Consider the following 14356-nt stretch of genomic DNA (forward strand, 5'->3'; position numbering starts at 1 on the left):
TTAAAGTCCGCTTGCGCCTGTACGGATTGTGTATGCGTTTTCTACTGGGTTTACGAAGATCTTTCCGTCTCCGTACTTTCCTGTGTGTGCTGAGGCAGTGATGATCTCAAGGACCTTGTCCTTGTCAGCATCTTCAACTACCAACATAAGCATTGTTTTTGGGAGTTCGTTAAACTGTAAATCTGCTGTGTGGATACCTCTCTGCTTTCCTCTTCCGAATACATCGGTCTTGGTAAGGGATACAAAGTCTTCCTTTTCGAGTGCATCTACAACATCAACTACCTTCTCAGGTCTGACTATCGCACGAATCATCTGCATTGTTATTTCACCTCAGATTTTATGTTTAGAGTTCTACTATTCCGAATTCTACCATCATTGCTTCGAGATCATCCATCTCGAGTGGTGTTGGAACTACAAAGAGATCATTTTCCTCGATGTTCTTAGCGAGTGTCATGTATTCCTTTGCCTGATCACTTTCTGGGTCAAATTCGATTACTACCTTCTTGTTGATCTCTGCGCGCTGGACAATGTTGTCTCTTGGTACGAAGTGAATGAGCTTGCTTCCGAGCCTCTGTGCGAATGCTTCAAGAAGTTCACGTTCTCCATCTACATTCCTACTGTTACAGATGATTCCACCAAGACGTGCGCCGCCCTTTGCGTACTTCTGGACACCCTTGCAGATGTTGTTTGCTGCATAGATTGCCATGAGTTCGCCACTGGCTACAATGTAGATTTCCTGTGCCTTTCCTTCTCTGATTGGCATTGCGAAACCTCCACATACTACGTCACCGAGTACGTCATAGAATACGTAATCGAGATCATCTGTGTATGCACCAAGGTTCTCAAGGAGACCTATTGAGGTGATAATTCCTCTTCCTGCACAACCGACACCTGGTTCTGGTCCGCCGGATTCTACACACTTGATTCCGCCAAAACCTGGCTGGATAAGCTTGTCGAGGTCAATGGATTCGTCGCCTTCTGATCTGAGGGTGTCGAGTACTGTCTTCTGGTTAAGACCTCCGAGAAGCATTCTTGTAGAGTCTGCCTTTGGGTCACATCCTACTAACAGTATCTTTTTGCCCATGGTGGCGAGTGCTCCGGTCAAATTCTGTGTTGTTGTTGACTTTCCGATTCCGCCCTTTCCGTATATTGCTACTTGTCGCATGGTCTTTTCCTTCTGTACTTATTTGATGTGTTTTTTTGTGTTTGTTTTGTTGTACGACTGTGTTATTTTTTGGAGCTGCGTTGCTTTGTATCGTACAACGGAATCCTATGTACTATGTTGCCATATATAAAACTATTCACTAGTGGTCTATTGAAATTTTTCGAAATATTGCTCTTAATCAACAGCATGAGGCTTTTCAGCGGCAGTCCCTAAAAAAAGATGGATTGTAGATGACATTCATCTCATTTAGTCCAAAATTGGTACTTTTTATCCTTTTTAGGTATACCTTTATATACAAGTTCAATCTGAATTCTTATTGTCTCATTGCACCTTTTGGTTAAGGCAATATATTCGATTTTTATACAATTCTAACAGATAAAATACGGACCAGGTTTTAGTTTTGAACTCTTCCCTGAAATAATTCACTTACCTCTGATTTTTCCCACAGTTTATAGTTATCTATCTATTGATGGATCGATAGTCTATTTATGTGCCGTTGTTCTCACATACATCGGCATCCCATGTTTCGCCTTCTATTATTTAAACTTATCCTTATGGGGATTCTGTTAACTTATTGTGTACAGGAAAATAAACATAACGCACTGTCATAATTACTATTTTAATATATAGAAAATCAATTAACTTTAGTTAAAATTAAATTTTTTGAACATGCCTTATACTATTTAAACAGAACTGTTGTTATTTTATTATTTATAAAAAACAGTGTTTTTTAATACCCAAACACACACAGTCCAAATCCCCATAACACACAAAACAAATCATATAACAAAAAGCTTTAAATATGTTATAATCCAATGTTGTATTGAACAAAGAGGTTATAACATGGAATATGTTGAACTGAGTGTATACGGTAACGTTTACAGATTTGAAAATGTTTCAAATGAAGATACAAGTAAAATCTTTGAACAATTGTCTGGAGCAAAGATACTGAATAAAAATGCGGACATTAGTGTAAAAAACAGTGGTTCTACTGAACAAATGACAAAAGATACATCAGATTTGTGTGATAGTAGTTCATATGACATCATCAATCCAACAACCGATGAAATAAAAGATTATATTTTGGCACAACCAAATTATGAGCACAGCGTTAAAGCCATTTTGTCATACTATAACAATGGCAAAAAATATACATTGGGTAAAAACGCAACCGATGAACTGTTTAATATATGGAATAGTGTGTCACAGAGAACATCTGATATTAGGGACAGTATCAAAAGCGAAAATGTGAACAATGGCAAATGGGAAGGAAAGAGGGTAGGAAAAGGAAAGGTGTTTTTATTTGTAAATGAATAGACGGTTGAACAAAGAGGTAATAAAACCGCATTCCGTCTATTCAATTTATTCAATTTGCCCTTGTGGTCTAGCTAGGATATGATTTGGCATCGACGAAGCTAAGATCGCGGGTTCGAATCCCGCCAAGGGCACACTTAACCAAAGTTACCTCTGGATGTAGATATATATGCTTCAATCAAATAAATACTTATCGCATGTCGATTTTACACAACACGAAATAATAAAGTCTAGACTTTTTACTACCTTAACTTTATATAGTTTGGTGTCGTATTAGTATATAGGGGCATATGATATGAACTGTAAGAAATGTGATTCTCAAAAGGTTGTCAAAATCGGAAAAATAAAGGGTGTACAGCGTTACAAATGCAAAGAATGTAAGGCTACTTTCCTTGAAAATGATAATTTTGATGGTATGAGGACACAAAAACACGTTATTGCAGTTGCTATTGGTTTTTACTTTGACGGTATGAGCGTAAGAAAGATTCAGGAACAAATTGCATACATCTTTAAAGTTGAAGTTTCACAAGTCACCATACACAAATGGATTATGAAATACTCAAATCTCGTTTATGATTACGTTTCTAGCCTCAAAGTAGAATTTGGTGACAATTGGCATGTTGATGAAACAGCGATTAAGATCAAAGGCAATCAGCATTGGTTTTGGGAAATGATAGACGAGGACACTCGTTTTATGGTTGCTGGACATCTATCTAAAACACGCACAAACAAAGATTGTACTATTTTATTTCAGGATGCAGCAACCAGAGCAGTTAACAAGCCTCGTTTTATCTTTGCTGATGGCTGTTTTGCATATAGAAAACCATTTAATAAGGTCTTTTATGAACGTTGTAACAAATATACCGAGCTTATACAAAATGTAGGTATCAATAGCAGAAGAACTAATAACATTGTTGAAAGACTGCATGGTAGCCTTAAAGATATGCTTAGAGCAAGACGTGGACTCGATTCAATGGAAAAGACAGAGTTGCTTTTGAAAGGTTGGTTTGTTCATTATAATTTCCTTAGACCACATAGCACACTAAAAGGAAAGACTCCTGCGCAGGCAGCAGGACTTGATATTGATGTGTCTAATAAGTGGGAAAGTCTGATAGACCAAGCCACTAAATGGCAAGCAACACAAAACGGAGTGCGATATTGTGAGTAAAGGCTTTAAAACAACCGTCCAAGAATCAAAGGGGAAATATACAACATCTATCCCCACTGCATTAGTAAATATCATGGATTTAAACAAGGGTGATAATTTTATGTGGACAATGAAAGATGATAAAATTATAATTGAGGTTGTGAAACAATGACAGAAGACATCAAAGAAGAAATATACATTTTAGATAAGATGATTACATCCCTTGTAGAATTGCTTGAAGAAAAGGGGATTTTAGAGTATGAAGAATGGGAAAACAAGTTACATGAAAAATTGAATGCGGTTAAGGGGTTAACCAAGTTTGAAGATTTGGAAGAATAACTTATAAAACGGGTTTAGTGAGGAACAACATGGTTTCGGATAAAGAATATAGGAACAATATCATAAAGATTGTACTTGCGTTATTTGTTTTTTTGACTGGGGCTAATTTAGTATCGGATGTATTTAGAACCGTAGATGAAATTGAATATCGTGCAACCGAACCCAAGCAAATGAATATGCACGTGGGTGGCATCATTGCAGAAAAAAGTACAATTTTTGGATATGGGTATTATGGCTACAATGTAAAAACAACCATTATAAACAATGGAAAATCAGGTTATGCAAATATAACATGTAACGCATATGACCAAAACAATATACAAGTAAGCAGTGAAACCGCATATCCGTACCCTCACTTCGAACGAGATGCAAACACAGAAGTTACATTTTACTTCGATTCGGATAAATTGCCAGACGGTGACTATAATTTTAACATCGTTGTCAGTGACCAGTTAACAGATTCATAGTTGCAGTATATGTTATAAATAACCCGAACAATAAATTATGCCAATCAATTAAATGTACTCCAAAAATCAAAGAAAACGAATACACATACCCCAATAGCCCAAAATACAATGAACAAACCCTCAACGTTGTATTTTTACTTATTGATACTAAAATAATCGACATCATGGGGAATAATAAAGATATTATTGTAGGTACATACCAACGTTCGGTGCCTAAGCTATTTCTCACAATTTCGTTTTGTTCACATAAATAAAACATATCTGGACTTGTTATCATAACATGGCTTGTTAGATCATTATCAATAATAATGCCAGAATATATAACAATTGCAAAAAACAACGGATACAACGGACTAAGAAATATATTAGATATATTTTGATATACTTTTTTTGATAAATCTGTAATATAAAAAACTATTTTGTTAGTCGTATCCATACAAATTTCTTTGTTCATTTCGATACTTCCTTTAATTTTTCATACACAATAAGTTAACAGAATCCCTTATGGGTGCTAATATGCTCTATATATTACCCTGTATTTATTGACGATTTCAGCATCGGTAGCAATTATTTTGTAGTTGTGTTGTTTAGGGTCTGCTCTATTGCCTGCTTGTACTCTCTTCTGCTTCTTTTTTTTAATTATTCTTTTATGGTTTGCGATACACTTAAATTCTATAACATAAGAACTACGTGTATCATCTGTAATAATTTAATATTTGCATATTTTATATATACTGTATATTTTGTTCCACTTGGCAAATCCTAGTTATGGCGTAAAATTGGAAATCTCTATGCAATCATTTTTAAAATGTAAGGCGCTATTTGTCTATCCGCCTATCAAAAAAAGGAAGGTGCCCATTCTGGCCAACAGTTGCTGTGTCAGGAGGGTAATTACCTAAGAGGTAGTTAGCACCATTTCCCTGTGTACGTTTTTCTCATGCTGGTCTTTCATGATGTACAGGGTATAATATGTGTTTCGTTTTGTTTCGTTTTTGTGTTTTAGGAAGCAGGTTCTATGCTTGCCATGGTACTAACGGAATCACATGTACTATGTCATTATACTTAAGAATACTTATGTGAAGTTTTTACATAAGATTCCTACTTTGCAAAATATATGGGTTGTATACTTCTAACACCATCTCTTTGCATTTGACTTTTTGTAGGTGTATATGGTTCTCATCTATGTCTCTTTAGGGATGTATCATACAATAAAAAATATCTTAGTTTCTCCCCTTATTTCTGGTGCAATTGTATATGGCACTCACTGGAATAATATAAAAAGGTCGTTCAACACTGTGCACTATTTTTTTCTCATTTTTATAATCAAAACGCTTTTTTCAGGGTGAACCAGAATATGCTTCCATGTCCTTGAGGATTATCAATGACACCAACATTTTCTCCATGGAGGTCTGTGATTCTTTTAACAATAGCAAGTCCGATTCCATTGCCCTTGATATTTTCCTTGTGTAACCTGTTAAAACGTGTGAATACTGCCTCTTTATCCTTATCAGGAACTCCGTCTCCCTGATCGATCACAGATATCTTCCATTTATCGGCCAGCTCTTCTACCTTTACGGTAATGCTGGTGTTGTAAGGGCTGTATTTGATAGCATTTGAAATGAGATTGGTGAATACTCCTTCAATCATTGGATTGGCAAGTGTGAAGCATGTTTCTGGTTTATCAAATACTAACTTCATATTCTGGTCGCTGAGACTCTGTTCGAAGCTATTTCCTACGGATTCTATCATGGAAGCAATATCAGTCCTCACAAATGCCATCTCATTAATCGATTCAAGTTTGGCAAGCTTTGCTGCATTCTCTATCAGTTCCATGAGTTTGATATTTGATCTTTTAATGTTCTCTATGATGCGTTCCTGTTTCTCACTGGTTGCCGTCTCTTCAAGAAGCTCTGTGAATGATTTGATAAGTCCTGCAGGGTTTAGCAGGTCATGGCGAAGAACATCTGTAAAAAGGTCTTTTATTTCATTGGATTTCTGAAGCTCTTTGGCATATTCCATGAGCTTTATCTCATCCTTTCTTTTTTCAGTGATGTCTTCTCCAGACATCAGAATATTTGTAATATCACCCTTTGCATCTTTCAGGACTGAATAGTGCCATTTGAATAAATTCTCCTTGCGTGTAATTGTCATTATGGGGTATTCTGGGCATTCTGGTTCATTCATAATGCCATTTATGAGCATGTCACATTTACTCTTAACAAGGTCCGTATAGCTCTCAGAAACGATGAGATCTATCCAATCTCTGTTTATGATATTGTTCCTGTTGTATCCAAGAATATCTGCACCTTTCTGATTGATGTGAATGAGTTTGTAGTCTTTGTTCAGGACAGCTATTAAAACACCTACATAGTCCAGATATTCATATGCTTTATTGCGATCATGCAGAAGTGAGTCGTGTTGTTCTTTGATACGCAAAAGTGCTGTGATCTTCTTGTCCAGTTCAAACCTATCGGCAGGCTTTTTAAGAAAATCATCTGCACCGACTTCTATACCTTTCTGGTGATCGTCCCTTGATGAAAGGGCGGTAAGCATTATTATAGGTATAAAATCGAGTTTATAGTCATGTTTGATGTCTTGCATACATCAAAACCATCCATTCCCAGCATGACGATATCAAGTAAGATTAGGTCCGGCTCTTCTTTTTTCACTATTTTTAGTGCTTCCTCACCTGTGGAGGCCGTGATCACATCATAATTGTCCGTAAGGTATGATGTAAGAACCGCGACGTTGATCTTCTCATCGTCTACTATCAGTATTTTATCCTTCCCCGTCAAAATATCACGGGTATAATTATATCATCCGCACGTATATTATATTATTGTTTTTATACAGCAGTCAACATTATTTTACAAAAGTCAGTACTTTTAGGGAAGAGCCCTGAAACTATGGAAGTGCTATATTGTGACAACTGGACTGCAGAATCCTTTTACAATAGGTATATGTTGAATTCCCAGGGCTCGCGGTGATTGTTTTAAGAACTTATAGTTGAAGTTGAAAGTCAAAAAATAAAAAAGGATGGAGGGAGCACTTAGAGTGCTTCTCCGTCTGTTTCTCCTGTACGGATCCTGATGATCTTGGTTACAGGTGTGATGAATATTTTTCCATCTCCAATGGAACCTGTTGCAGCAACCTTCATGATTATGTCTACAATTTTGTCTACATTATCATCGTCTACTACCATTTCCATCTTTATCTTTGGCAACAGGTCGACACAGTACTTGCGTCCTCTCCACTGCTGCATAACGCCCTTTTGCTTACCACGGCCTTTTACATCGGTCACGGTTATACTTTCAAATCCAGCTTCATCAAGGGCATCCTTGACCTCGTGGATCTTTGTTGGCCTTATTATTGCTTCGATTTTCATCATTTAACATCACTCCTTCAGGATTGCAAATTCTGGGTATGCACTGATTCCGTGTTCTACTACATCAAGTCCGGCGATCTCGTCTTCTTCAGATACGCGGAGTCCGATAATTGCATCGATTATCTTGAAGACTATGAATGAGATCACAAATGCCCATACTATACTGAGTATTGCACCTACGACCTGGATCATGAACTGTGCGGTACCGCCGTAGAGAAGTCCTGCTCCAGCTGCTGTGTATGCTGCATCTGCAAGCATTGAACCATCGCCCTGGCCGAGTGCGAAGATACCTACAGAGATTACTCCCCATGTACCACAGTATCCGTGTACTGCTACTGCACCGACTGGGTCATCCAGCTTGAGTGTGTTTTCATTGAACATTACACCTGCGTATACTACAATACCTGCAATGATACCTATTACTACTGCTGCCCAGTTTGCTACTGAACCACAAGGTGCTGTGATTGCTACAAGACCTGCAAGCATACCGTTTGCAGTAAGTGATGGATCTGGCTTTCCAGTCTTCATCCAGGTAATTATCATTACCATGATTGCTCCTGCACCTGCTGCAAGGAATGTGTTTACAATAACAAGATTTGCGTATGGGTCGTTTCCATCGAGGGTACTACCACCGTTGAATCCTACCCATCCAAGTGCAAGGATAAGTGTACCGAGGAATGCCAGTGGAAGGCTGTGACCTGGAATTGCTACTGCCTTACCATTCTTGAACTTGCCGATCCTTGGACCTACAATCATTATACCTGCGAGTGCCGAGTATCCACCAATTGAGTGTACAACACTGGAACCTGCAAAGTCATGGAATGTTTCTCCAATTGCATCGACGAGGAAACCGCTTGTAAGAATTCCTGAACCGCTCCATACCCAGTGTCCGTATACAGGGTAAATGAATGCGACCAACAGGACTGTATAAATAAGGTATGACTTGAAATCAGTCCTCTCAGCCATTGCACCTGATACGATTGTTGCACCGGTTGCTGCGAAGACCATCTGGAACCACCATCCGTTCCATGTTGCGTTGTCCATTGCGCCCATAAGCATGAATTGGTCTGTTCCTAATATGCCAGCTGCATCTGCGCCGTACATAATTCCCCATCCCACGAGCCAGTATACTATTATACCGAGACAAATTGTCATAAAGTTCTTCATGAGGATGTTAGCAGTGTTCTTTGTTCTGGTGAGACCAATTTCCACCAGTGAGAAACCTGCATGCATGAAGAAGACCAATGCACCACAGAGTAAAAGCCACATAAATGTGAGTGCTGTCTGGAGATTTCCAATATCTTCTGCATTTACTCCAATATCTTCTGCATTTTGTGCGATATCTTCTGCATTCTTTTCGATTGCAGCTGCGTTTTCGTCAACTGTTGCAGCTGCCGCTGTACCTATAAATACCATAAAAATGACGCTCATTAGCAGTAAAGCCTGCCAAATCATCTTTGAATTGATTTTCTTTGATATTCCATACATGAGTAACACCTTTGTTTCGTCTTTTTAGGAAGACGGATGCTATGTGTAGACTTCATCCTATTTATACTCATCGATATTTGCAACCCTTTCTCTAGTTTTTAGCATAAAATCCAACAATTTATTCTAATAGTTGGTCGTATTTGGCAACTAAATCAGATTAATAATTGCAAATCCCACACAATATCTATTTTTAGTATTTAGTAATATAAAAAAAGTTCTGTAATTTCACTCACTTGCCCCATGTTCACAGCAACCACATGGACAAGAGTTTAAAATCACAACACAAATTAAATTTTCAATCAAGACATTAAACTTTGACACAACATTCATCTCCCATATCGGAAGAATTGGAATTGTCCATTTCTATTTACTGAAAATAAAAAGGGAACTGTCATAAGTTCCCGATACCGCAGATATACTGGTCATTCCATTGATTCTGCAACCTTGATCAATTCCTCTCTGTCCTCCGGGTACATTGAAATCAATATTCTGATACCGTTTATTTCCCAGTCCAGCGTGCTATTATCATTGATGAATGCAACCAACTCGCCTTCTTCTCCATTTATTGTGATCTTCTCTGTTTTTTCATGCGAAGCAATCGTTGGTGCCATTACGATATTTCGATTCTCATTGAACTCTTCAATGATGTTAATAGTAGTTTCCTCATTTGAATAGGTGATACCAACAAATGTTCCCTCAACACCAGCTGCTTTGTAAGCCTCGTTATCCACGATAATCCTTGCGAGATCAGAACCTTCCGGCAAATAGGAAGGTGCCAGTATGTTGTAATTTGAGATATTTTTGGCTTCTTCCAGTGTTAGTTCAGGCTGGTTGGGGAGGGATTTAGTGATGACAACTTCAACATCTTCAGGAATCATAAACTCTTCATCTTCTATGCCTGTATTGGCTTTGAAATCCTGATATTCTACTATTCCTCTAGATCCATCATTGTCGATAGCTTCCAGTTTCACCGGCATCAATGTCTCAGTATCTATCCAGATTTTTACTTCAGGAGTGTTATCTCCTATCTTAGAAAGGAGTACATACGACTTGCGACCTTCATAGTTCTCAACTTTCAAAAAGCTTACATCTGCTTCATTCAGGAAATTCTCAATTATGTATGAATAGTCAGTCTGTTCATTTTCTCCGGGCATTCCAGGTCCGTCGTATATCTGGTATGCATCGTCTTCAGAATCATATCTCCACGTTTGTCCGCCGTTGTTAACTATAATTGTTCCTGCTTCTTCCTGAGGAAGTATCATGGTCTTTTTCGATTTATCCGGATTTTTTTGCAGTATCTCATATTCCATTGTCTGTGTGTCTTCTCCATATGTGACTGCGATCCGGACAGTGGTAGAATAATCTTCCAGGGATGAATATTTTTGTTGCACTTTTTCAGTGATCTCCTTCGCTGACATTTCGCTCTCAGTACAACCGGAGGTTAACAGAACAACTCCCAGTAATATCAATACTATCAATAATTTTCTTTGCATTCTATCTGCACCGCCATTTTATTTCATGGACTCTGCAATTCTGACCAGTTCATTCATTTCAAGATTATGAGATAAAACAGAGACTCTGATGCCATTAGTGTCCCAGCAGATCTCCATTGCTTCCTCATGGTATATCCTCATTTCACCTTCACATCCGTTTATTGTTATCTCTTTATGCTCTACATCATCATCTGATGCAGGAGCTTCAAAAGTGAATTCCTTTGTTCCTGAAAAATCCTCTTCTACAAAAAAAGCACAAGTTTCATTTGTGTAAATCAATTGTGAATAGCCGGCAAAATCCGGACCTTCCGATGTTCCATTTACTAAACACATGCTCTGCATTTCATATCCGTCAGGCAGGCAGGTAGGTATCAGTATACTGTTGTTCGAAATCTGTTGTGCCTGTTCTAATGTAATATTGCAGTTTTCCTTGGGAGGAAAAATACCACTCTCCGAACTGTACTCTGTGGACGATAAACCAAATAATAAAAACCCAATTAGCAACAATGTTGCTAGTAATTTTACTGCCATTTAATTCCCTAAAACTTCCTTTCGTCACGCTCTGTGACAATTTTTATTATCATATACTGAATGAAAACATTACCTATTTTTTCAATCAAATTCTCAATATATTACTTCTTACTATATTTGGTTTATGGAGTCATGTATTGTCAAATACGCATTTATATGCACTGTAGTAATATATTCAAAATCAAAGCTCACAGCTAAAATCCGCTATCAATGGATGTAATTAAAATGAAGTAAAAAAATAAGTTTCAAAAACTGAAATCATATCAGAGTTTTTTCATCTTGCTGTATTCCATAACTGATGAAACAGGATGTGTATCTACATTTATGCCAGCTTCCTCAACAGCAGCAACAGAGTTAATTCCAACCATTACAGGAATTCCTACTTTACCTCTTTCAATTGGTGCATAGAGAACATCCTCTCCCGGATCTCCGATGGCCAGGTGGCCTGAAATGTCATGTTTAGCTGCCACATTTAGTAGCTCTTCAGCCCTTGTTGCAGCTGATACAGGAATTTGGCGAACATTAGCAAGCATCTTCCCATTACCAGTATCAATAGCTTCAAGAATGGATGTTGCTTTTCTTCTCAGGAAGATTTTGATAGGATCAATAGATGTTCCGCTGTATGATATAAGGTCCAGGAATCCTGCAGGTGAGTAATCCTCCATCTGCATAAGCCCTCCAAAAACCGGCACCACGGGTATTCCACTGTTAAGGAGTAATCCGTCAAAAGTAATACTACACACAGTTGCTATGGCAACTTTGCCATCAGGGACATAAATATCAAGGTCAGTGTCTTCTTCAATAATCCCAACTCTTGGGCTGATAGTGGCACCGTGATCCATGGCATATTTTATTATATCAGTGGCATTGTCATAGTCGTTTTTATCAATATTCGTAATATTGACTATCACGTTCCCTTTTCCTGTTTCGAGGTTATAGTCTGCCTTGTAGATCAGCTCTTCTATCCTGGTGATTACAAAACCGAATCTGTCACTGATAAGGGCATCATTGAGTTCCTTTCTTCCACGTTCTGTGATAGTACGTCCGATGTATCCGTGCTTCTTGGTAAAGCCACGCTCATCCAGTATCCGTAAATGATACCTGACAGCTCTTTCTCCAATTGCATAACCACGGTTATGGAGCTCATCAGCGATAAGGCGTGCACCTAAAGGCTTGTCGCTTTCATTGATAATACGCATGATCTCGACAAGCTTTCTTTCAACGTTTGGATCTGTCATTTTTTCACCCGAAGATGTTTGTGGAAGGTTACTTCAACGGCGTATAGTTATATTTTTGTCTATTTAAGATGTGCGATAAACAAATAATATTGTTTCTTATATTCTTCCGGTTCTCAGTATATAAATTACAAGCCACATTCCCAAAAAGCCTGCCATGAGAAAACCAATTACGCCCAATAAAGGTACTCCCCAGATGTGTGGTTCCATACCGGTTTGTATGATTAATGATGAACCGACGATTATAGCCGAGATGATAAGGCTAAATGAAAGACGGTTACTTGCAGCATCGATCTCAGACACAACCCTGTCAAATTCATGTGGGTCAAAACGCAATTTGAGGTAACCTCTTTCTGCAATATCAAGAATATGTCCTATCTTCATAGGTGCTTTATGGAGCACCCGCGCCCAGTTGCTTGCATCCTTGTATGTATTCCCTGCAATATTAGTAAGTCGCAACCTGTCCTTTATCGCTTTTTTTGCAAATGGCTCTGCTATAATTGCAAGGTTGATTTCAGAATCCATGAGGTTTCCAAAGCTTTCAGCAGTCATTGCCCCTTTGGAAAGCAATGCAACATTAGAGGGGACTCTTACCTTATACTTTCTCAGTAGGTTAATCATTTCCTCAAGTATTAATGCAGTGTCAAGTTGTCCAAGTGGTCTGCCATAGTACTTGTATATCAACTGGTCAATATCGATCTTAAGTGCTGAAAGATCTGTGTTTTCATCAATAGAGCCCAGTTCCCTGAGAAGCTCAATGTAAAGGACCGTATCTCCTCTTGTAATGGCTATCAGGTCATCAATAAGCAGGTTGCGCATGTCCTGTGATAGAAATCCTGCCATACCGAAGTCAAGAAGTGCTATCCTTCCATCCTTCATTATGAATATATTTCCGGGATGAAGGTCCGCATGGAAAAAGCCATCATCATATATCTGTTTCATAAAGGCTTTCAGGACATCGATGCCTATTTCCCGCCTGTCGACTTCCATGCGGGCAAGTTCTTCAAAAGAATTACTTTTTACACCATCTATAAATTCAAGTGTGAGTACTTTTGCACTGGTGTAGTCCCAGTACACTTTGGGAATGTATATTCTTGGATCATCCCGGAAATTGCGAGCAAAATGGTCTGCATTCCTGCCTTCCTGGGTATAGTCCATTTCTGCTTTTATGCTACGCTCAAATTCCTCAACAATCCCAATGGGCTGGTAGAGTTTTGCTTCCGGCAGGTGCTCTTCTGTAAAATAAGCAATGCTGTACATGATGTCCAGGTCGGAATTTATGATCTTCCTTATGCCTGGTCTCTGGACTTTAACAACAACATCTTCGCCGCTTTTTAGTTTGGCACGGTGTACCTGTCCGATAGATGCTGCTGCAATGGGATCTGGTTCAAAATACTCAAAAATTTCCTTTGTTTCAGAACCAAGTTCCGATCGAATGAGCTTTTCCACTTCGCCCATTTCAAATGGCTGGACATTATCCTGGAGCTTTGAGAACTCATTTGCATATTCAGGTGGAATAAGGTCCTGACGCATGCTGAGAATTTGCCCGAGCTTAATATATGTGGGTCCAAGTTCCTCAAGCATCATTCTGGCTTTTACTGGTCCGGTATCAGTATCCTTTAGGACTTTCTCCTGTTTTCTGATACGCGATCTAAGTGGCCTGATGCTGCGAAGTCCCATGCGGTCGACAATGTAACCGAATTCATATTTTATGAGTGCATCAACGATCTTTCCGTATCGTCTGATCATTGAATACCTATGGATCTTTCTCTGTTTCATGAGGCCCCGGACT

Annotated in this window: 14 protein-coding genes and 1 tRNA gene; 5 read left to right on the forward strand and 10 right to left on the reverse strand. The window is 38.5% G+C overall.

What is annotated here, in order from left to right:
- Positions 1-318 (reverse strand): P-II family nitrogen regulator, encoded by a 318-nt coding sequence (locus FKV42_RS07940; protein WP_154809700.1) that lies wholly within the window; start codon positions 316-318, stop codon positions 1-3.
- Positions 319-343: 25 nt separating this feature from the next.
- The gene (gene nifH, locus FKV42_RS07945) at positions 344-1165 is read right to left on the reverse strand and encodes a nitrogenase iron protein (protein ID WP_154809701.1); all 822 of its coding nucleotides are present in this window, start codon (positions 1163-1165) and stop codon (positions 344-346) included.
- An 843-nt stretch (positions 1166-2008) separates the two neighbouring features.
- Between nifH and FKV42_RS07950 the strand changes: the two genes are divergently transcribed.
- The 5 genes from FKV42_RS07950 (at position 2009) to FKV42_RS07970 (ending at position 4432) form a co-directional block, all read left to right on the forward strand.
- Positions 2009-2482 carry a hypothetical protein gene (locus tag FKV42_RS07950; RefSeq protein WP_154809702.1) on the forward strand — a complete coding sequence of 158 codons (474 nt, stop codon included), beginning with the start codon at positions 2009-2011 and terminating at the stop codon, positions 2480-2482.
- Positions 2483-2538: 56 nt separating this feature from the next.
- Positions 2539-2613 (forward strand) — tRNA-Val (locus FKV42_RS07955).
- Between the two features lie 161 nt (positions 2614-2774).
- Positions 2775-3647 (forward strand): IS6 family transposase, encoded by an 873-nt coding sequence (locus FKV42_RS07960; RefSeq protein WP_154809703.1) that lies wholly within the window; start codon positions 2775-2777, stop codon positions 3645-3647.
- A gap of 147 nt (positions 3648-3794) precedes the next feature.
- A complete protein-coding gene (locus FKV42_RS07965) occupies positions 3795-3965 on the forward strand; it encodes a hypothetical protein (RefSeq protein ID WP_154809704.1) in 171 nt (56 codons plus the stop codon).
- A 29-nt stretch (positions 3966-3994) separates the two neighbouring features.
- A complete protein-coding gene (locus FKV42_RS07970; RefSeq protein WP_154809705.1) occupies positions 3995-4432 on the forward strand; it encodes a hypothetical protein in 438 nt (145 codons plus the stop codon).
- A 1323-nt stretch (positions 4433-5755) separates the two neighbouring features.
- Here the strand turns inward: FKV42_RS07970 and FKV42_RS07975 are convergent.
- The 8 genes from FKV42_RS07975 to FKV42_RS08005 all read right to left on the reverse strand — a co-directional run bounded on the left by FKV42_RS07975 (position 5756) and on the right by FKV42_RS08005 (position 14343).
- Positions 5756-7033, reverse strand: a complete 1278-nt coding sequence (locus tag FKV42_RS07975; protein WP_230375549.1) for a hybrid sensor histidine kinase/response regulator — start codon at positions 7031-7033, stop codon at positions 5756-5758.
- Positions 6988-7227, reverse strand: coding sequence for a response regulator (locus tag FKV42_RS14125; RefSeq protein WP_230375552.1), 240 nt, complete (start codon positions 7225-7227; stop codon positions 6988-6990). The genes FKV42_RS07975 and FKV42_RS14125 overlap by 46 nt, the downstream gene beginning before the upstream one ends.
- Before the next feature lie 254 nt (positions 7228-7481).
- Complete coding sequence (locus tag FKV42_RS07980) at positions 7482-7820, reverse strand: P-II family nitrogen regulator (protein WP_154809706.1); 339 nt, start codon at positions 7818-7820, stop codon at positions 7482-7484.
- Between the two features lie 6 nt (positions 7821-7826).
- A complete protein-coding gene (locus tag FKV42_RS07985) occupies positions 7827-9248 on the reverse strand; it encodes an ammonium transporter (protein WP_230375556.1) in 1422 nt (473 codons plus the stop codon).
- Positions 9249-9727: 479 nt separating this feature from the next.
- Positions 9728-10798 carry an outer membrane lipoprotein-sorting protein gene (locus FKV42_RS07990; RefSeq protein WP_154809708.1) on the reverse strand — a complete coding sequence of 357 codons (1071 nt, stop codon included), beginning with the start codon at positions 10796-10798 and terminating at the stop codon, positions 9728-9730.
- A gap of 18 nt (positions 10799-10816) precedes the next feature.
- Entirely contained in the window at positions 10817-11329 is a 513-nt protein-coding gene (locus tag FKV42_RS14210; RefSeq protein ID WP_154809709.1) for a DUF4367 domain-containing protein, read from the reverse strand.
- Positions 11330-11592: 263 nt separating this feature from the next.
- Positions 11593-12567, reverse strand: coding sequence for a DUF128 domain-containing protein (locus tag FKV42_RS08000; protein WP_154809710.1), 975 nt, complete (start codon positions 12565-12567; stop codon positions 11593-11595).
- Between the two features lie 96 nt (positions 12568-12663).
- Complete coding sequence (locus FKV42_RS08005; protein ID WP_154809711.1) at positions 12664-14343, reverse strand: ABC1 kinase family protein; 1680 nt, start codon at positions 14341-14343, stop codon at positions 12664-12666.
- Positions 14344-14356: the final 13 nt, after the last annotated feature.

The organism is Methanolobus vulcani, from assembly GCF_006546655.1.
In the GTDB taxonomy this organism is placed as follows: Archaea; Halobacteriota; Methanosarcinia; order Methanosarcinales; family Methanosarcinaceae; genus Methanolobus; species Methanolobus vulcani_A.

Coding starts and splice junctions, on each gene's coding strand:
- FKV42_RS07940 (WP_154809700.1), bottom strand. CDS start 318: ATGCAGATGATTCGTGCGATAGTCAGACCTGAGAAGGTAGTTGATGTT.
- FKV42_RS08005 (WP_154809711.1), bottom strand. CDS start 14,343: ATGAAACAGAGAAAGATCCATAGGTATTCAATGATCAGACGATACGGA.
- FKV42_RS07975 (WP_230375549.1), bottom strand. CDS start 7,033: ATGCAAGACATCAAACATGACTATAAACTCGATTTTATACCTATAATA.
- FKV42_RS07970 (WP_154809705.1), top strand. CDS start 3,995: ATGGTTTCGGATAAAGAATATAGGAACAATATCATAAAGATTGTACTT.
- FKV42_RS07990 (WP_154809708.1), bottom strand. CDS start 10,798: ATGCAAAGAAAATTATTGATAGTATTGATATTACTGGGAGTTGTTCTG.
- FKV42_RS14210 (WP_154809709.1), bottom strand. CDS start 11,329: ATGGCAGTAAAATTACTAGCAACATTGTTGCTAATTGGGTTTTTATTA.
- nifH (WP_154809701.1), bottom strand. CDS start 1,165: ATGCGACAAGTAGCAATATACGGAAAGGGCGGAATCGGAAAGTCAACA.
- FKV42_RS07960 (WP_154809703.1), top strand. CDS start 2,775: ATGAACTGTAAGAAATGTGATTCTCAAAAGGTTGTCAAAATCGGAAAA.
- FKV42_RS07980 (WP_154809706.1), bottom strand. CDS start 7,820: ATGATGAAAATCGAAGCAATAATAAGGCCAACAAAGATCCACGAGGTC.
- FKV42_RS07950 (WP_154809702.1), top strand. CDS start 2,009: ATGGAATATGTTGAACTGAGTGTATACGGTAACGTTTACAGATTTGAA.
- FKV42_RS07985 (WP_230375556.1), bottom strand. CDS start 9,248: ATGAGCGTCATTTTTATGGTATTTATAGGTACAGCGGCAGCTGCAACA.
- FKV42_RS08000 (WP_154809710.1), bottom strand. CDS start 12,567: ATGACAGATCCAAACGTTGAAAGAAAGCTTGTCGAGATCATGCGTATT.
- FKV42_RS07965 (WP_154809704.1), top strand. CDS start 3,795: ATGACAGAAGACATCAAAGAAGAAATATACATTTTAGATAAGATGATT.